Origin of the sequence: Erwinia persicina (assembly GCF_019844095.1) — a bacterium.
GTDB lineage: Bacteria > Pseudomonadota > Gammaproteobacteria > Enterobacterales > Enterobacteriaceae > Erwinia > Erwinia persicina.
In genome coordinates, this window is sequence record NZ_CP082141.1 from 885,664 (window position 1) to 904,014 (window position 18,351).

General features: G+C 56.9%; 14 protein-coding genes. 12 read left to right on the forward strand and 2 right to left on the reverse strand.

The genetic code is table 11. The features are described 5' to 3' along the window. Nucleotides 1-2: 2 nt before the first annotated feature. Entirely contained in the window at nucleotides 3-1,256 is a 1,254-nt protein-coding gene (gene lysA / locus K6L24_RS04065) for a diaminopimelate decarboxylase (RefSeq protein ID WP_062744273.1), read from the forward strand. Nucleotides 1,257-1,333: 77 nt separating this feature from the next. Here lysA and K6L24_RS04070 read toward each other — a convergent pair whose 3' ends face one another. After that, on the reverse strand, nucleotides 1,334-1,675 hold the full coding sequence (locus K6L24_RS04070) for a PTS lactose/cellobiose transporter subunit IIA (protein WP_174522415.1): 342 nt from the start codon (nucleotides 1,673-1,675) through the stop codon (nucleotides 1,334-1,336). 182 nt (nucleotides 1,676-1,857) lie between these two features. Here K6L24_RS04070 and K6L24_RS04075 point away from each other — a divergent pair, with 182 nt between their 5' ends. Genes K6L24_RS04075 through K6L24_RS04095 form a run of 5 tightly spaced genes read left to right on the forward strand, consistent with a single transcriptional unit; the run spans nucleotide 1,858 to nucleotide 6,229 of the window. After that, nucleotides 1,858-3,192 (forward strand): PTS sugar transporter subunit IIC, encoded by a 1,335-nt coding sequence (locus tag K6L24_RS04075; protein WP_062744271.1) that lies wholly within the window; start codon nucleotides 1,858-1,860, stop codon nucleotides 3,190-3,192. A gap of 9 nt (nucleotides 3,193-3,201) precedes the next feature. Next, entirely contained in the window at nucleotides 3,202-4,629 is a 1,428-nt protein-coding gene (locus tag K6L24_RS04080) for a glycoside hydrolase family 1 protein (protein ID WP_222682293.1), read from the forward strand. A gap of 10 nt (nucleotides 4,630-4,639) precedes the next feature. After that, nucleotides 4,640-4,957 carry a PTS sugar transporter subunit IIB gene (locus tag K6L24_RS04085; protein WP_062744269.1) on the forward strand — a complete coding sequence of 106 codons (318 nt, stop codon included), beginning with the start codon at nucleotides 4,640-4,642 and terminating at the stop codon, nucleotides 4,955-4,957. Between the two features lie 40 nt (nucleotides 4,958-4,997). Next, the gene (locus K6L24_RS04090) at nucleotides 4,998-5,771 is read left to right on the forward strand and encodes an FCD domain-containing protein (protein ID WP_062744268.1); all 774 of its coding nucleotides are present in this window, start codon (nucleotides 4,998-5,000) and stop codon (nucleotides 5,769-5,771) included. 5 nt (nucleotides 5,772-5,776) lie between these two features. Further along, nucleotides 5,777-6,229 (forward strand): GNAT family N-acetyltransferase, encoded by a 453-nt coding sequence (locus tag K6L24_RS04095; RefSeq protein ID WP_118665640.1) that lies wholly within the window; start codon nucleotides 5,777-5,779, stop codon nucleotides 6,227-6,229. A gap of 156 nt (nucleotides 6,230-6,385) precedes the next feature. Here K6L24_RS04095 and galR read toward each other — a convergent pair whose 3' ends face one another. Continuing rightward, nucleotides 6,386-7,387 (reverse strand): HTH-type transcriptional regulator GalR, encoded by a 1,002-nt coding sequence (galR, locus tag K6L24_RS04100; RefSeq protein ID WP_062744267.1) that lies wholly within the window; start codon nucleotides 7,385-7,387, stop codon nucleotides 6,386-6,388. Between the two features lie 194 nt (nucleotides 7,388-7,581). Between galR and K6L24_RS04105 the strand changes: the two genes are divergently transcribed. The 6 genes from K6L24_RS04105 (at nucleotide 7,582) to K6L24_RS04130 (ending at nucleotide 18,265) form a co-directional block, all read left to right on the forward strand. Next, nucleotides 7,582-9,855 carry a molybdopterin guanine dinucleotide-containing S/N-oxide reductase gene (locus tag K6L24_RS04105; protein ID WP_222681967.1) on the forward strand — a complete coding sequence of 758 codons (2,274 nt, stop codon included), beginning with the start codon at nucleotides 7,582-7,584 and terminating at the stop codon, nucleotides 9,853-9,855. Between the two features lie 373 nt (nucleotides 9,856-10,228). Further along, on the forward strand, nucleotides 10,229-11,944 hold the full coding sequence (locus K6L24_RS04110) for a penicillin-binding transpeptidase domain-containing protein (RefSeq protein ID WP_062744266.1): 1,716 nt from the start codon (nucleotides 10,229-10,231) through the stop codon (nucleotides 11,942-11,944). A 261-nt stretch (nucleotides 11,945-12,205) separates the two neighbouring features. Continuing rightward, nucleotides 12,206-12,394 (forward strand): hypothetical protein, encoded by a 189-nt coding sequence (locus K6L24_RS04115; protein WP_062744344.1) that lies wholly within the window; start codon nucleotides 12,206-12,208, stop codon nucleotides 12,392-12,394. 197 nt (nucleotides 12,395-12,591) lie between these two features. Continuing rightward, nucleotides 12,592-13,722, forward strand: coding sequence for an efflux RND transporter periplasmic adaptor subunit (locus K6L24_RS04120; RefSeq protein WP_118663277.1), 1,131 nt, complete (start codon nucleotides 12,592-12,594; stop codon nucleotides 13,720-13,722). A 15-nt stretch (nucleotides 13,723-13,737) separates the two neighbouring features. Beyond that, a complete protein-coding gene (locus tag K6L24_RS04125; RefSeq protein WP_118663279.1) occupies nucleotides 13,738-16,866 on the forward strand; it encodes an efflux RND transporter permease subunit in 3,129 nt (1,042 codons plus the stop codon). After that, nucleotides 16,856-18,265 (forward strand): efflux transporter outer membrane subunit, encoded by a 1,410-nt coding sequence (locus tag K6L24_RS04130; RefSeq protein ID WP_062744263.1) that lies wholly within the window; start codon nucleotides 16,856-16,858, stop codon nucleotides 18,263-18,265. Before K6L24_RS04125 ends, K6L24_RS04130 begins: the two co-directional genes overlap by 11 nt. Nucleotides 18,266-18,351: the final 86 nt, after the last annotated feature.

The window sequence follows — 18,351 nt, forward strand, 5'->3', positions numbered from 1 at the left end:
TTATGCCACGCCTGCTGACCGACACCACCACCGCCCTGACTCAGGACAACCTGCTGCCGCTGGCGCTGCAATACGACGGCCCGCTCTGGGCGTATGATGCCGCGATTATTCATGAACGCATCCGCCAGCTGCAACAGTTCGACGTGGTGCGCTTTGCCCAGAAAGCCTGCTCTAACATTCATATCCTGCGCCTGATGCGCAGCGCCGGTGTCAAGGTCGACTCCGTGTCGCTGGGCGAGATTGAACGCGCGCTGGCGGCGGGCTACGTGGCGGGGGGCGATGAAATTGTGTTTACCGCCGACCTGCTGGATGAACCGACCCTTGCGCGGGTGGCTGAACTGAAGGTGCCGGTCAATGCCGGTTCTGTCGATATGCTGCATCAGCTTGGGCAGGTTTCCGCCGGACATCCGGTCTGGTTGCGCGTTAATCCGGGATTTGGCCACGGGCACAGTCAGAAAACCAATACCGGTGGTGAAAACAGCAAACACGGTATCTGGCATGGCGATATGGCGCTGGCGCTGGAGGCTATTCAGCAGTATCAGCTGAAGCTGGTGGGGATCCACATGCATATCGGTTCCGGTGTCGATTACAGCCACCTGGAGCAGGTATGTGATGCGATGGTCAGCCTGGTGGTGAGCTTTGGTCAGGATCTGGAGGCGATCTCCGCCGGAGGCGGGCTGTCCATTCCGTATCACTTTGGTGAAGAAACTATCGATACCCGCCACTATTTCGGCCTGTGGGATGCCGCGCGTCAGCGGGTGGCGCAGCATCTCGGCCATCCGGTGAAACTGGAGATTGAACCGGGACGTTTCCTGGTGGCGGAGTCGGGCGTGCTGATAAGCCAGGTACGCGCCGTGAAATCGATGGGCAGCCGCCACTTTGTGCTGGTGGATGCCGGGTTTAACGACCTGATGCGTCCATCGCTGTACGGCAGCTATCACCATATCTCAGCCATCGCCGGAGATGGTCGTCTGCTGGACGAGCACCACACCGTGGACAGCGTGGTGGCCGGGCCGCTGTGTGAATCGGGAGACGTCTTTACCCAGCTGGAAGGCGGCAAGGTCGAAACGCGTGCGCTGCCTGCGGTACAGGTGGGTGATTATCTGGTCTTCCACGATACCGGCGCTTACGGAGCATCGATGTCGTCGAATTACAACAGCCGCCCGCTGATCCCGGAAGTGCTGTTTGAAAATGGTCAGCCGCGCCAGATCCGTCGTGCACAAACCGTGGCAGAACTACTGGCCCTGGAGCTGTAATCGGGGCAACGTGCGGATGGGCTGACCGGAAAAGAAGGTCAGCCCCCGGACGACAATCCCCTGCGGGGCGGATCGTTTTATCGCTCACCCCGTGCCGATAGGGTGTCCTGTCCGGCAAACATCTCTTTCCTCAGTAACACAATCTCCTCCGCCAGATCCCGACACAGCATCGCATTCATCAAATGATCCTGCGCATGGACCAGGATCAGCGTCACCGGCACCTTGCCGCAGCCCTCATCGGCCCCAATCAGCTGGGTCTGGATTTTATGGGCCCCGCGTGATGCCTCCACGGAAGCGGCCAGCGCCTCATCTGCCAGCTGCCACTCCCGCTTACGGGCATGCTGGATTGCGCTCATGGCGTGGGAACGGGCTTCACCTGCGTTGATCAGCAATTCCATCATCGTTTGCTCGAAATCCATCACTGCCTCCATTGGTATACCAAAATTGGTCTGATTATCTTATTGGAATACCAGTGATCACTTCTGAGAGATAAATCACAGTAAATAATCAGCGATTGTTTATTTTTGGTATGCCACAACAGCGGAAGTTCAACAAACTATCAATGCCTGGATGCCTGACCCTTTACCTCGAGGATTCACACATGTCTCTACAGGATCGGCTAATCGACTCACTGGGGAGTTTTGCCACTAAGTTCAATAGCTACCGCTATATTATGGCGATCAAATCATCGTTTATTACGCTGATGCCGGTCATTATTGTCGGCGCATTTTCGGTACTGATCTCCAATATGGTGCTGGACGGTAAGAACGGCCTTGCGAGTTTTGCGGCGCTGTCGTTCCTGGCGGAACTGAAGCCCATCACGTCCAGCATTAACTACGCCACCCTCAGTTTCCTGAATATCGGCGCGGTGTTTTTGATCGGTATTGAGCTGGGTAAAATCAACGGCATCAAGACGCTTTTCCCGGGCCTGCTGGCGATTATCTGTTTTGTCGCGGTCACGCCGACGACCTTAAGCATGATGGTTAACGGGGAGATGCAGGTGGTGACCGATGTGCTGGCGAAACAGTTCTCTGATACCAAGAGCCTGTTCCTTGGCATGTTTATCGCCATTCTGTCTGTTGAGATTTACTGCCGCCTGGAGCATGTGGATCGGCTGAAGATCAAAATGCCGGACACCGTCCCGCCCAATGTGGCGGCGTCGTTCTCCGCACTGATCCCGGCGATCATCACCGTCTCCGCCATCGCCACGTTTGGTTTTATCTTCCACCGTTTCACCGGTATGTATCTGTATGACGCCGTGTACAAAATTGTGCAGGAACCGCTGGAGTCGGTGGTGCAAAGCCTGTGGGGCATTCTGCTGCTGATGTTTGTCGCCCAGCTGTTCTGGGTAATTGGCATCCACGGAAATCAGATGGTTAAACCGATCCGTGAACCGCTGCTGTTGGGGGCGATCCTCGTCAATATGAACGCCTTTGAGCAGGGGATCGAGGCACCGAATATCATCACCATGCCATTCTGGGATGTCTATATGAGCATCGGCGGTTCCGGGCTGACCATTGGCCTGCTGACGGCGGTGATGCTGGCAACCAAACGCAAAGAGATGCGCGAGATTGCCAAACTCTCCTTCGGGCCCGGCCTGTTCAACATCAATGAGCCGGTGATCTTCGGGATGCCGATCATGCTGAATCCGATCCTCGCCATTCCGTTCATTATCACCCCGCTGATCACCGGCTCGATCGGCTACTTCGCCACGGTCACCGGTTTTGCCGGGAAAGCGGTGGTGATGGTGCCCTGGACCACGCCGCCGATCATTAATGCCTGGCTCTCCACGGCCGGATCGATGGGGGCGGTGGTGACGCAAATTGTCTGCATCCTGGTTTCTATTCTGATCTATCTGCCGTTCGTCAAAATTGCCGCACGCCGTGCGGAAGCCGCTGACGCGAAAGCGTTACAGCCTGAACCCGCGAAAAATTAAGGAGTTATGATGAGTACCTTTAACGTCACCATCCCGGACGATTTTATCCTCGGTGCTGCCGCGTCGGCGTGGCAGACCGAAGGCTGGAGCGGCAAAAAACCGGGCCAGGACTCCTATCTTGATGCCTGGTATCAGCACGATCGCCACGTCTGGCATAACGGTTTCGGGCCGGCGGTCGCTACCGATTTTATTAACCGCTACAAAGAAGATGTGGCGCTGATGAAAGCCTCGGGCCTGACGCACTACCGCACCTCGATTAACTGGGCGCGCTTTCTGACGGATTATGAAAATGCGGTAGTGGATGAAGAGTACGCGGCTTACTACGACAGCCTGATCGATGAACTGCTGGCCAATGATATTCAGCCGATGCTGTGCCTGGAACATTACGAACTGCCCGCAGCCCTGCTGGAACAGTACGGTGGCTGGGGATCGAAACAGGTGGTGGCGATGTTCGTCCGCTATGCGGAGCAGGTGTTTGCCCGTTACGCCCATAAGGTTACGCGCTGGTTTACCTTTAACGAGCCGATTGTGGTGCAGACCCGGGTTTATCTGGATGCGCTGCGCTGGCCGTACGAGCAGAACACCGATAAATGGATGCAGTGGAACCATCATAAAAACCTCGCCACGGCGAAAGTGGTGCAGCTGTTCCGTGAGAAAGGTTATCAGGGGAGCGTCGGCACCATCCTTAACCCGGAAGTGACCTACCCGCGTTCCAGCGCCGCGCACGATGTCAGGGCGGCCGAGATTTACGATCTGTTCTACAACCGCGTGTTCCTTGACCCGGCGATCAAGGGCGAATACCCGGCAGAGCTGATAGCGCTGCTGGCAAAACATCACGTTAACTGGGAGTACGATGCGCAGGAGCTGGCGATTATTCACGCCAATCGCGTCGACGAAGTGGGGATTAACCTCTATTACCCGCATCGCGTTAAAGCGCCGTCGCGGGCCTGGCATGCGGAAACGCCGTTCCATCCGGCCTGTTACTACGAGCATTTTGAGCTGCCGGGACGGCGGATGAATACCTCTCGTGGCTGGGAAATTCAGCCCGCTATCGTCTGGGATATGGCGGTACGCATGAAAAATGATTACGACAATTTCCCGTGGTTTGTCGCAGAAAATGGTATGGGCATTGAGAACGAAGCGCGCTTTAAAAACGCCGATGGCGAAATCCAGGACGACTATCGCATCGCCTTTATCACCGAACACCTCTACCAGGCGCTTCGCGCCAGGGACGCAGGCATGAACTGCCAGGGCTATATGCTGTGGGCCTTTACCGACAACGTCTCGCCGATGAATGCGTTTAAAAACCGTTACGGACTGATTGAAATCGACCTGGAAAATCAGCGTCAGCGCCGGATGAAAAAGTCCGCCCGCTGGTATCAGCAGGTCAGTGAACAACGCCAGCTTTCTGTCACGCTGGATGATGAAGCCAAATAAGGAGCAACTGATGCAACGTATCGTACTGGCCTGCGCAGCAGGCATGTCCACCTCAATGGTGGTGACACGCATGGAAAAAGAAGCGGCCGCACGCGGGCTGGAGTACCAAATCTATGCCATCCCGGAACAGAACCTGCGCGATGAGCTGGAAAACTACCCCGGCGAAGTGGCCGTGGTTCTGCTGGGGCCACAGGTGCGTTTCAAGCTGGAAGAGAACCGCAAGCTGACCGACAGCCATCAGATCCCGATTGCGGTGATTGATTCGGTGGCTTACGGTACCCTTAACGGCGCAAAAGTACTCGATCAGGCGCTGGCTTTGGTAAACTAGCCGCCATCAATGGTCATAATGGTTTAAAAGGTGAGGATCCGTGGACAAAGGTGCGCCTGCGCAGGACAAAAAGCAGTATCAGGAAATCGGGCACGATCTGCGTCAGCAAATCATCGAGGGCCACTATCCCGTGGGATCGCGCCTGCCGCCGGAGCGTCAGATCGCTGAGACCTGGGGCGTCAGCCGCACCATTGTCCGCGAAGCGTTACTGATGCTGGAACTGGAGGGGACGGTGGATATCCGCCAGAGCTCCGGCGTGTATGTGATGCGTATCCCTTCGGAAAGCAGCGATGAAGAGGAAGCGTTCTTTCGCAGCGATGTTGGCCCGTTTGAAATGCTGCAGGCGCGTCAGCTGCTGGAGAGCAATATCGCTGCTTTTGCTGCGAAAATGGCCACCAAGGCAGATATTGAGAATCTGAAACGTATTCTGGAGCAGGAACAGCGCGCCATCGCGCTTGACGATAAAAGTCAGGACAATGACAAGGTGTTTCATCTGCTGCTGGCCGGCGCCACACAAAACCAGATGCTGCTGGATACCGTTAACAGCATCTGGCGTCATCATGAAAGCAGCCCGCTGTGGCAGCAGTTACGCAGCCATATTGAAACCCGCAGCTACCGCCTGAAGTGGCTGGGCGATCATCAGACCATCCTCGCGGCTTTGCGGCGGCGGGATGTGATGGGATCCTGGCAGGCGATGTGGCAGCATCTGGAAAATGTGAAACACAGCCTGCTGGAGCTGTCGGACGCCGATGCCCCGGACTTTGATGGTTATCTGTTTGAATCTGTTCCGATTTTTCAGGGTAAGCTGGTGTGAGTTCACTGCGTATAGTGCCGCTGAACGCCGTGCCTGAACTGCGGGACACCCTCGCTGACTGGCTGTGGCGGGCGTTTGGCACTGAAAACAGCCGTGACTTTTTTGCCAGCATTCTCGACAGCAGCCTGAGTGGGGCCGATCTGCCGCTGACCTTTGTGGCGCTGGACGGCGACCGTCCGGTGGGTACCGTCGGGCTGTGGCGCTGCGACCTGATCAGCCGTCAGGATCTGTTCCCCTGGCTGGCGGCGCTGTATGTGGATGAGCATTATCGCGGGCGGGGGGTAAGCGGGCAGCTTCAGCAGACGGTGATCGACTGCTGCCGTCAGCGGGGCGATCGCCATCTCTATCTCTATTCCGCCTGTGCGGATTATTACGAACGTTTTGGCTGGGCGTACATCGGCGATGCGCTGGATTATCCGGCAACCGCGGTACGGTTGTACCACAAAGCGCTGCAATAACATCGGTTCGGGCATACCTGCCCGGCCTCCTGTTTTGTCAGTCAGTGGCGCAGGCCTGACCGCAATGCTTGCCCTCAGTAAGGGACGACCGCATTACGGTCGCCGTTCCGGCGAAAGAACGCGATGCAGGCCCGGTCTGTCGTCAGCACGCCACGGTTACGGCGGTGCCCCCACCGAATGACGGCGCACCAGTGTCGGGCTGAACAGATTGGTGATCTCCGGCAGGGGCTGCCCGTGAGCCAGCGCCAGCGCCAGTTCGGCCGCCTGCTGGGCCATCGTCACGATAGGGTAACGCACGGTTGTCAGACGCGGGCGCACATAGCGTGAAACCAGCACATCATCGAAGCCGATCAGCGACATCTCCTCCGGCACGCGTACGCCGTTATCACTCAGCACGGCCAGCGCCCCGGCGGCCATCGAATCGTTATAGCAGGCTACGGCGCTAAAGGTTTTTCCCTGGCCAAGCAGTTCGGTCATCGCCTGCTCACCGCCCACTTCATCCGGCTCACCAAAAGCCACCAGCCGATCGTTACACGGCAGGTTGTGCTCCTTCAGCGCATCGTAGTAGCCCTGCAGGCGGTCGGTGGCATCAGAGATGGAGTGGGTGGAACAAATATAGGCAATGTTAGTGTGGCCCTGCTGGATCAGATAGCGGGTCGCCAGCCAGGCACCATAGCGATCGTCCAGCGCAATGCAGCGGGTTTCAAAGCCCGGCAGCACGCGGTTGAGCAGCACCATTCCGGGGATCTGCTTCATCAGCGGCATCAGCTCCGCGTCGGGAACCTGCTTGGCATGAACGACCAGGGCCGCGCAGCGATGGCGCATCAGCTGTTCAATCGCCTGACGTTCTTTTTGTTCATTATGGTAACCGTTACCAATCAGTAAAAAGTTGCCGGTTTCCCAGGCGACGGAATCCACCGCTTTGACCATTGCGCCAAAAAAAGGGTCAGAAACGTCCCCGACCACCAGCCCGATGGTTTCGGTCGACTGCTGCGCCAGCGCGCGTGCATTGGCGTTGGGGTGGTACTGCAATGACTCCATTGCCGTGGTCACTGCCAGACGTGAGGCTTCACTGGCTTTAGGGGAGTGGTTAATGACACGGGACACGGTCGCCACCGAAACACCCGCGAGCCTGGCAACATCCTTTATGGTAGCCATGAGTTAAATGCCTTCCTGGGTAAGCGTTTACATTGCTATTAGTGTTGCGGAAAGCGCCAGTGACTGCAAGCCTGTGGAGTGATGCAGAATGTCGCAGACATCGCAAAGCCAGACGATAAAACGGCCTGTGCCGCTGCCCAATGAAAAATGATATTCTGCTTTTCCAGAAAACCTCCTGTTTAACGGATCCTGCAATGACGAAGATTAACGTGCCACATCTTGCCCACTGGGGTGCTTTTCGCGCCGTGGTTGAAAACGGAAAATTGCTCCGCTGTGAGCCCTTCTTCGCTGACCAGGATCCATCCCCGATGCTCAACAGCATCCCCGAACTGGTTTACTCGGATAAGCGTATCCGCAGGCCAATGGTTCGCCGTTCATGGCTGGCCTCACGCGAGAACAGTGACCGTACCCTGCGCGGCCGCGAAGAGTTTGTGGAAGTGGACTGGGATACCGCACTGGACCTGGTGGCAGAGGAAAATCGACGGGTGCGCGATCGTTACGGTGCCAGCGCTATTTTCAACGGCTCTTACGGCTGGTCCTCGGCCGGGCGCGTCAACCACGCCCGCACGCTGGTACGCCGTTTTTACAACCTGGGCGGCGGCGGTATTGATCAGCAGGGGAATTACAGCTGGGGGGCTGCGCAGTTCTTTCTGCCGTATGTGATTGGCACCTATATGCCGCTTACCGGACGGGTCACTGACTGGCCAGGCGTGATTGAACACTGCGAGATTTTTATCGCATTCGGCGGGCTGGCGCTGAAAAACAGCCAGGTGGCTTCCGGTGGGGCAGGGGAACACAGCCTGAAGCCAGCGCTGTTAAAGCTGGCCGCGAAAGGCACGCCGGTGGTGAATATCAGCCCGATGCGTGATGACTGTCCGGCCTTTGCCAATGCAGAGTGGATCCCCATTCGTCCTAATACGGATGTGGCGCTGATGCTGGCGCTGGGCCATGAAATAGAGCGTCTCGGGGCCGTGGATGAAACCTTCCTGCAGTCACACTGTGTGGGGTATCCGCAACTGCGTGCTTACCTGCTGGGCGAGAGCGATGGCCAGGCGAAAACGCCGCAGTGGGCCAGTGAGATCACCGGTATTCCGGCGGCGCGCATTGCTCTGCTGGCCAGACAGCTGTGTGGCAAGCGCAGCTTTATCACCTGTTCCTATTCCGTGCAGCGCGCCCATCGCGGCGAGCAGCCGTACTGGATGATGATTGCCCTCTCTTCCATGCTGGGTCAGCCGGGTCTGCCAGGGGCCGGATTCTCTTTCGGCCACGGCTCAATGAACAGTGTGGGCAATCCCCGTACGGAGGGGCCTTCACCGCTGATGTCGACCGGGTTTAATCCGATCGCTGACCAGGCGATCCCGGTGGCGCGCATCAGCGATATGCTGCTCAACCCCGGCGCGGAATATACCTTCCAGGGGCAGACGCACACTTACCCGGATATCCATCTGGTGCACTGGGCGGGGGGCAATCCCTTCCATCATCATCAGCAGCTTAATCGTCTGGTCGAGGGCTGGCAGCGCCCGGATACGGTGATAGTCCAGGACATCGTCTGGACGCCAGCGGCACAGATGGCAGACATTGTCCTGCCGGTCACCACCTCGCTGGAGCGCAATGATATTGGCGGCTCGTCCAAAGACCGCTTTGTGCTGGCGATGCATCAGGCCATCAAACCACAGCATCAGGCGCGCAACGATTTTGATATTTTTGCCGATCTCGCCGAGCGTCTGGGCTATCGCGATACCTTTACCGAAAACCGCAATGAGCGCCAGTGGATTGAGCATCTCTACCAGCAGTGCGCGGTGGCCCATCGGAGCAAAGGCATTGATTTCCCTTCGTTTGACGATTTCTGGCAGACGGGGCATGTCGAGATCCCGGCCCCGGAGAAAGACTGGGTGTTTATGGAGGCGTTCCGCCAGGATCCGGTTGCCCACCCGATTAAAACCGCCAGCGGTAAAATTGAGCTCTTCTCTGAAACCATTGCCGGTTACCAGCTTGCCGACTTTGGCCCTCACCCGGAGTGGCAGCCGCCGCAGGAGTGGCTGGGTGCGCCGCTGGGTGAACGTTTCCCGCTGCATATGATCTCCATTCAGCCTCACGACCGTCTGCACAGCCAGATGGATGCGACGCCATCGGTCCAGGCGAACAAAACCGCCGGACGTGAAACGCTGTTAATGCACCCGCAGGATGCCGCAGCACGCGGCATTAGCGACGGAGATGTCATCGAAGTCAGCAACGATCGCGGCACCATGCAGGCAGGCGTGCGTCTCAGCGAGGGGATCACCCCGCAGGTCGTGCTGATCGCTACCGGCGCCTGGTTCGATCCGGGCTTTGGCCAGGCCTGGAAACCTTACGATCGCGCGGGGAACCCGAACGTACTGACGCTGGACATTGGTACGTCGTCGCTGACTCAGGGGCCGAACGCCATGAGCTGTCTGGTGGAGATCAGAAAAGCGGACCTTGATGCCTGAAGCGGGGGGATACATTGCAAAAAACCCTACAAATCACATAGCTGGTTACATTTTGCGGGTAACTGTTGCGATTGGTGTGTAGCGGCGTATCGCCCAGGATTGCTACAGTTCAAGTCCCAGAGGTATTGATGGGTGAACATCAAAAAGTTTTTATCGCTTTGTTTCACCAACCTGCGCAGATGCGCAGGTTTTTTTTGCCTGTAATTCAGCGAAAGTTGTTTAACTAACTGATTTAAAGGTTTTAATTTTTATCATTAACCGCCGCCGTTGCGGTGCGACCACTCACGATCTGAAACACAGTTTCCCTGTCATCCCCGCAACATTTTTTGTATAACTGCCAGCAAGTTATCCTCCAGCCTGTTCCGGAACCCACATGCCCCCGTTAAAAAAATTCCTGGCAAAGTCTCAGCCAGCTCCGACGTTCAACCCCGTGCGTTTCAGGCTTGTCTGCCTGGGTGTGGTGGTCTGCCTGGTGGTATTGCTGGCCAGGGTCGCTGATTTGCAGCTGATTAACCATCCGATGCTGGAAAAGCAGGCCGATGAACGTTCGCTGCGGACCGTAACGCTGCCGACTAACCGGGGCACGCTGTTGGATCGTAACGGGGAAGCCCTGGCCCTCAGCGTTCCGTCGCGTGATGTGATTGCCGATCCGCAGCGCGTACTGCAGGCACACCCGGACTTTACCAGCGCGAAATGGCAGTACCTGGCTAACGCCCTGGAGCAACGACCGGAGCAGCTGGCGGCGCAGATTAATGCTAACCCCAACCGCCGGTTTCTCTATCTCGGGCGCAAGGTTGAGTTAGGCATTGCAAAGGATATCGTCAAACTGCATCTGACCGGCATCAGCACCGTGTATAACGACAGCCGTTTCTATCCGATGAGCGAAGCGACTGCCCCGCTGCTCGGTATTGTGGGGGCGGACAACAGTGGGCTGACCGGGCTGGAAAAAGGGTTCGATAAACTGCTTCAGGGCACGCCGGGGATGGAGAAATATCGTCAGGATGCCAGCGGCAACATTGTCGCGATGATCAACTATGAGCCCCCGCAGCAGCCGCCGACGGTGCAGCTCAGTATTGATAAATTCGATCAGTACACCATGTACAGCAAGCTGCGCGATGGCGTGCTGCTTAACAAGGCGGATTCAGGGGCGGCAGTGCTGGTCAGGATCGACACCGGCGAAATTCTGGGGATGGCCTCCTATCCCTCGTTCAATCCCAACAACTTTGTTGATGTCTCACCGGCGCAGATGCGTAATACCGCCATTAATGACAGCTTCGAGCCCGGTTCTACCGTCAAGCCGCTGGTGGTGATGGAAGGGCTGGCGCGTAAGCTGGTTCGTCCCGATTCGGTGCTGGATACCACCCCTTATCGCGTCAACGGCCACCTGATCCGCGATGTGGGCCACTGGCCGCGTCTGACCATGACCGGCATCCTGCAGAAATCCAGTGATATCGGTGTTTCCCATATTGCACTGGCGATGCCTGCTGAAGTGCTGGTGAACACCTATCATGCCTTCGGTCTGGGGAAACCTACCGGCCTGGGGCTGACCGGTGAAAGCGTGGGCTACTTCCCGCTGCACCGTGAACGCTGGGCGGATATTGAACGTGCTACTTTCTCCTTTGGCTATGGTCTGCGCGTGACGCCGCTGCAGATTGCCCGTGAATATGCCACGCTGGGCTCTTTTGGCATCTACCGGCCGCTGTCGATTACTAAAGTTACCCCGCCGGTATCGGGCCGACGCGTGGCGGATGAAGAGACCGTGCGCGAAGTGGTACATATGATGGAAAGTGATGCGTTACCCGGCGGTAGCGGGGTGCGTGCCGCTGTGCCGGGCTATCGACTGGCGATCAAAACCGGTACGGCAGAAAAAATGGGCGACAGCGGAAAATATGATGGTGGCTATATCAACTACACCGCTGGCGTGGCGCCAGCCAGTAATCCGCAGGTGGCGCTGGTGGTTATGATTAACCATCCGACGGCGGGCGATCACTTTGGTGGTTCGGTAGCGGCGCCGGTCTTTGGCAATATTATCGGCCCGGTACTGAAGCATATGAATATTGCGCCGGATGCGATTTATCATCCCGGCTGATACATCGGCTTCTGACGCTAACCCACGCTAATGCGTGGGTTTTTTTATCCCCGCTCGCGCTCTTTCCTGCCTATTTGTTACAGCGGTGAAATTCGCTGACAACTTTTCCTTACCACATACACTAATCGCCAAAAGACACCGCTGCCAACGCGCTACTGTGATGCCACCACGGTGCGGTACGCATTCCATTGCATCGTGTCAGCCCCCTGAGGTGTTGGTAGCGCTGCAGGGGGCGTTTTTCACCTTCAGGAACCGACGATGATGCCGAAACTTAAAGACAGGACGCCAAAAACGGGCGGCCGTTCAGCGGCTTTTCAGCTACGCATTCACCCTGAACTCCATGACCAGTTGAGAATGCTGACGGACAATGAAAATGTGACGCTTGCCTGCTGGCTGAAAGAGCTGGCACGACGCGAACTCAGGAGGAGAGGAATCGAACCACAGGGCTAGCCGGAGCAGTTATCTCGGGAGTAACAGGGCGGCATCCGTCGACGCAAGCAGGCACGACTGATTGACTCGTCGCGTTTCGATAGAAACCCTAGCAGAAACTTAATAAAGCCAGATTTTTGTTCCTTCTGTAATGCTTTTCTTTAATGAGAGTAATCACTCTCGTTATTAATTTAACGCTATCTAATTGAGATTTTACCATGCGCTTAAGGATCCTTTCCGCGAGTTTAGTTTTGGTGCTGTCTGCCTGTGACCAGACAACGGCACCCTCCGGCGATGTGCCGGTTAATGTGGGGGTCAGCACGCTGAAAAGCGAAGCCGTGACCCTGTTCACGCAGTTGCCTGGCCGGACCACCGCGGTGCGTACGGCAGAAGTGCGCCCTCAGGTCAGCGGTATTGTGCTGAAACGTCTGTTTAACGAGGGGAGTGAAGTGAAAGCCGGACAACCCCTCTATCAGATCGACCCGGCGAGCTATCAGGCGACTTACGACAAAGCCATGGCTACCCTGATTAACGCGGATAAAGTCGCAGCACGCTACAAACCTCTGGCTGCCGCCCGCGCTATCAGTCAGCAGGTTTACGATGATGCCGTGGCAACGGCACGTGAAGCGAAAGCCGATGTAGAAACAGCGCGGGTCAATCTGAACTACACCCATGTCCGGGCGCCAATTACCGGGCATATCGGTCGCTCCCTCTCCACGGAGGGGGCGCTGGTGACTGACGGCCAGAGCAGTTACATGAGCCTGATCCAGCAGCTTGACCCGATCTATGTTGATGTCAGCGAGTCGTCGCTCGATCTGTTGGCGCAGCGGCACGCGCTGGCAAACGGGCAGATGAAAAAAGCCGGAGACAATGCGGCGGCAGTGACATTGACGCTGGAAGATGGTTCCCACTATCCGCTGGAGGGGCGTCTGGAGTTCTCTGAAGTGACTGTGGATGAAAGCACCGGCAGCGTCATTATGCGCGCAGCCTTCCCCAATCCGCAGCGTGAGCTGCTGCCGGGGATGTTTGTGCACGCCAGCTTCCCGCAGGGCGTGGCGGAGCAGGGCATTCTGGTGCCACAGGAGTCGATTATGCACGACACCAAAGGCCGGCCTTATGTCTATCTGGTGGATGCGGATAACCGTATCAAAGAGCAGCAGATTGTCACCGGCCAGATGCTGGGCAACAAATGGCTGGTGAATACGGGGCTGAAGTCGGGCGACAGGGTCGTGGTCAACGGCCTGCAGAACGTTCATCCGGGCTCGCGGGTTTCAACCAGCGCCAGTGAGCGTCAGAGGCCGGATGCATTAAAGGTGAATCTGACCACCTCCGACCCGTCGGCACAGTGAGTTAAGGAAACGTGGATGTCTACATTTTTTATTGAACGCCCTATTTTCGCCTGGGTCATTGCGATAGTGGTGATGCTGGTCGGGGGACTGTCGATTCTCAACCTGCCCGTAAACCAGTATCCGAACATTGCTCCTCCGGCCATTTCGGTCCAGGTTGCCTACCCAGGGGCCAGCGCGGAAACCACGCAGAATACCGTCGTACAGGTCATTGAACAGCAGCTGAACGGGCTGGATAACCTGCGCTATATCGAATCGCAAAGTAACAGCGACGGCAGTGCCACCATTATTGTCACCTTTAACCAGGGGGCCGATCCGGATATCGCCCAGGTTCAGGTGCAGAACAAAGTCTCGCTGGCGGAGTCGCAGCTGCCGACTGAAGTGGTTAATCAGGGGATTAATATCCGTAAGTACCAGTCCAACTTTATGCTGGTTGTCGCGCTGACATCGAATAATCCTAATCTGAGCAACGGCGACCTTGCTGACCTGATGGTGTCAAAACTCCAGGATCCGATTGCGCGCAGTAACGGCGTGGGTGACTTTATGGTGATGGGGGCTGAGTACGGGATGCGCATCTGGCTGGATCCGGCAAAACTGTATCAATATCAGCTGGTTCCCAGCGATATTACCACTGCCATCAGCCAGCAGAACGTGCAGGTTTCCAGCGGTAAGCTGGCGGGCTTACCGACGGTAAGTGGTGCCCGGTTCAGCGCCACCGTGGTAGGCAAAACGCGTTTGCAGTCGGTGGCGCAGTTTAAAAATATCCTGCTGAAAGTGAACCCTGATGGTTCCCAGGTACGCCTGCGGGATGTGGGCGGCGTCGATCTGGGGCCGCAGGATTACAGCATCTCCGCAACGTACAACGGTGTGCCTTCGGTGGGGATTGCGCTTCGCCTCGCCAGTGGGGGTAACGTGCTGGATGCGATCGACAACGTGCGCAAAACCGTCAATGATATCAAGCCCTACCTGCCAGAAGGGGTCAAAGTTGAGTTCCCCTATGACACTTCACCGGTGGTCAGTGCGTCGATTAAAGAGGTGGTAAAAACGCTGATTGAGGCGATCGCCCTGGTATTCCTTGTCATGCTGCTGTTTTTACAAAATCTGCGGGCGACGCTGATCACCACCATGGTGGTGCCGGTCGTCCTGCTGGGCACCTTCGGTATCCTCGCGGCCTGTGGTTACACCATTAACATTCTGACGATGTTCGGTATGGTGCTGGCCATCGGTCTGCTGGTGGATGACGCGATTGTGGTAGTGGAAAACGTCGAGCGTGTCATGCACGGAGAGGGACTCGATCCGAAAGCAGCGACCATAAAATCCATGCAGCAGATCCAGGGGGCTCTGCTGGGTATTGCCCTTGTCCTGTCGGCAGTACTGCTGCCGATGGCCTTCTTTAGCGGTTCGACCGGCGTCATCTATCGCCAGTTCTCGATCACTATCGTTTCCGCGATGGCACTGTCCGTGCTGATGGCGATGATCTTTACGCCAGCACTGTGTGCCACCTTACTGAAAGCCAGTTCCGCCGAGCAAAAAAACACCGGGATGGCTGGCTGGTTCAACCGTAAATTTGATGCCGGCACGCTGCGTTACACCCACAGCGTCGGGGCCGTGATCGCCAAACGTCATCTGTTTCTGCTGATCTATCTGGGGATCGTCGTGGCCACGGGGTATCTGTTCACGCGCGTGCCCACCTCCTTCCTGCCGGATGAAGATCAGGGAGTGATGATGATGCAGGTAACGCTGCCGGCGAATGCTTCCAGCGAACGGACGCAGGAGGTGCTGAATAACATCGGCAGCTGGTTGCTGAAAAATGAACCGGAAGTGGGCTCCGTATTTTCACCGAACGGATTCAGTTTTGCCGGGCGTGGGGAAAATACCGCCATGTCCTTTGTTCTGCTTAAACCCTGGGATCAGCGTAACAGCAATCAGACCGTGGCCAAACTGGCGCAGCGCACTATGGCGCATTTTGCTTCGCTGAAGGACGCCAAAGTGTTTGCCCTGGTACCGCCCGCGGTCATGGAGCTGGGTAATGCCACCGGCTTTGACTTCTTCCTGCAGGACGTGAATAACCAGGGCCACGCGGCGCTGATGGCGGCGCGTAATCAGTTCCTGGCAATGGCGGCAAAAGATAAACGTCTGTTCGCGACCCGACCTAACGGGATGGAAGATGAACCACAGTACCATCTTATTATCGACGATGAACGCGCAAGGGCGTTGGGACTGAACCTGGCCGATATCAACGATACGCTCTCCACCGCCTGGGGTTCCAACTATGTGAATCAGTTCATTTACGGCGGTCGCGTGAAGAAGGTCTATGTGCAGGGGAATGCGGGTTCGCGCGTCACCCCGGAGGATTTGGATAAGTGGTACTTCCGCAACGCCAGCGGTGACATGGTGCAGTACTCAGCCTTTGGCAGCGGTAAATGGGAGTACGGCTCGCCACGCTATGAACGCTTTAATGGCGTATCGGCAGTGGAAATTATGGGATCCCCTGCGCCCGGCTACAGCTCCGGTGAGGCGGTCAAGGCGGTCAATGAGATCGCCGCCAGACTGCCTAAAGGCTTTAGCGTGCAGTGGCACGGCCTGTCCTATGAGGAGCAGATGTCGGGTTCGCAAACGCCTGCGTTGTATACGCTCTCTATCCTGATGGTCTTCCTCTGCCTGGCCGCGCTGTATGAGAGCTGGTCGATCCCGTTCTCGGTGCTGATGGTCGTACCGATGGGCGTGCTGGGGACCATCCTGGCCGTGCTGCTGCGCGGGCTGGAAAATGATGTCTTCTTCCAGGTGGGGTTACTGACCACCGTCGGACTGGCGGCCAAGAACGCCATTCTGATTGTTGAGTTCGCCAAGGATCTGCATGAGAACGAAGGCAAAGGACTGGTAGAGGCGGCAATGGAGGCAGCCAGACTGCGTATCCGGCCGATTATCATGACATCGATGGCCTTTGTGCTCGGCGTCATGCCGCTCACCATCTCACATGGGGCCGGTGCCGGTAGCCAGCACTCCATCGGGACGGCCGTGGTAGGCGGGATGATCACGGCCACCTTCCTCGCCATCTTCTTTGTTCCGATGTTTTACGTTGTGGTCGCACAGCGTTTTGCCGGTAAAAGAAAATCAAAAACTGAGGTTGAAGAACATGATGCGTAATGCTTTTTCTCTGGGCATGTTGCCTCTGGCGATAATACTGGCAGGCTGTACGATGGAGCCGGACTATCAGCGCCCGGCACTGCCGGTGGCAGGACATTACGACAGTCAGAATAAAACAGGAGGGGCCGGGAACGGCGCGGATATCCGCTGGCAGAACTTCTTTACCGATCCGGTGATGCACCGGCTGATTGCCAGCGCGCTGGCCAATAACCGCGATCTGCGCGTCGCCGCACTGAACGTTGAAGTGGCGCGTTCACAGGTGCAGATCGACCGCGCTGCGCTGATGCCGTCTGTTGCCTTTAGCGGTGGTGATGACGTGACACATCTGCCGGGGAACCTTTACAGCACACAAAACAGCGGATCGGTCACCTACCGGCAGATGAACACCAGCCTTGGGGTGACGGCCTGGGAGCTGGACTTCTTTGGCCGGCTGCGCAGTCTGCGCGATCAGGCACTGGAAGCCTGGCTGGCCAGTGCGGCCACGCAGCGGGCTACGCAGATCAGCCTCATTGCGGAAGTGGCATCGGGCTATCTTACGCTCTGCGCGGATAATGAATTGCTGAAGCTGGCGCAGGATACGGCACAAAGTCAGCAGGACTCCTATAACCTGACCAAACGCAGCTATGACGGCGGCGTGGCCAGCGAGCAGGATCTGGTACAGGCCGAAACCTCGGTTCGTACCGCACAGGCCGACATCGCCCGCTACAGTCGTCAGGTGCGACAGGACGTTAACGCCCTGAAACTGCTGGTGGGCACTGAACTTCCGCCGGATCTGATGGCGGGTGCACATTTGCAAAAAGCGTGGCACTTCCCGGCGACGCCAGCCGGGTTACCGTCCGATCTGCTGACGCGTCGCCCGGATATCATCGCCGCAGAGCATACGCTGAAATCCGCCAATGCCAACATTGGGGCGGCCCGTGCCGCCTTCTTCCCCAGCATCTCGCTCACCGCAGCAGGGGGCTCCACTTCCAGTACCTTCAGCCATCTGCTTTCCGGCGGGACGGCGGCCTGGTCTTTTGGCCCGAGTATCAATCTGCCGATCTTTGACGGCGGGGTGAATATGGCCAATCTGGATATCGCTAAACTGCAAAAACGCATTGAAATTGCAGACTATGAAAAAACCATCCAGACGGCGTTTAAAGAAGTGGGTGACGCGCTGGCAGGGCAGGAAACCTACCAGGATGAATTGCGAGCGCGCCAGCTGGATGAAGCGGCAAATCTGCATAATTACAGTTTTGCTGACGTGCGCTACCGTGAAGGTGTGGACAACTATCTCAACGTGCTGGTGGCGCAGCGCTCACTGTATGCCTCTCAGCAGTCGCTGATCACCACGCATCTTGGGCAGCTCAACCAGCAGATTACGCTGTATAAGGCGCTGGGAGGTGGCTGGAAATCGTGATGAAAACAGAGTGAATATTGCAGTTCTTACGAAACGCTTACGCTCTGAGTATAGAATTTCTGCAGACAACTGGATGATAATGGGAA

Coding starts and splice junctions, on each gene's coding strand:
- lysA (WP_062744273.1), top strand. CDS start 3: ATGCCACGCCTGCTGACCGACACCACCACCGCCCTGACTCAGGACAAC.
- K6L24_RS04070 (WP_174522415.1), bottom strand. CDS start 1,675: ATGGATTTCGAGCAAACGATGATGGAATTGCTGATCAACGCAGGTGAA.
- K6L24_RS04075 (WP_062744271.1), top strand. CDS start 1,858: ATGTCTCTACAGGATCGGCTAATCGACTCACTGGGGAGTTTTGCCACT.
- K6L24_RS04080 (WP_222682293.1), top strand. CDS start 3,202: ATGAGTACCTTTAACGTCACCATCCCGGACGATTTTATCCTCGGTGCT.
- K6L24_RS04085 (WP_062744269.1), top strand. CDS start 4,640: ATGCAACGTATCGTACTGGCCTGCGCAGCAGGCATGTCCACCTCAATG.
- galR (WP_062744267.1), bottom strand. CDS start 7,387: ATGGCTACCATAAAGGATGTTGCCAGGCTCGCGGGTGTTTCGGTGGCG.
- K6L24_RS04105 (WP_222681967.1), top strand. CDS start 7,582: ATGACGAAGATTAACGTGCCACATCTTGCCCACTGGGGTGCTTTTCGC.
- K6L24_RS04110 (WP_062744266.1), top strand. CDS start 10,229: ATGCCCCCGTTAAAAAAATTCCTGGCAAAGTCTCAGCCAGCTCCGACG.
- K6L24_RS04115 (WP_062744344.1), top strand. CDS start 12,206: ATGCCGAAACTTAAAGACAGGACGCCAAAAACGGGCGGCCGTTCAGCG.
- K6L24_RS04120 (WP_118663277.1), top strand. CDS start 12,592: ATGCGCTTAAGGATCCTTTCCGCGAGTTTAGTTTTGGTGCTGTCTGCC.
- K6L24_RS04125 (WP_118663279.1), top strand. CDS start 13,738: ATGTCTACATTTTTTATTGAACGCCCTATTTTCGCCTGGGTCATTGCG.
- K6L24_RS04130 (WP_062744263.1), top strand. CDS start 16,856: ATGATGCGTAATGCTTTTTCTCTGGGCATGTTGCCTCTGGCGATAATA.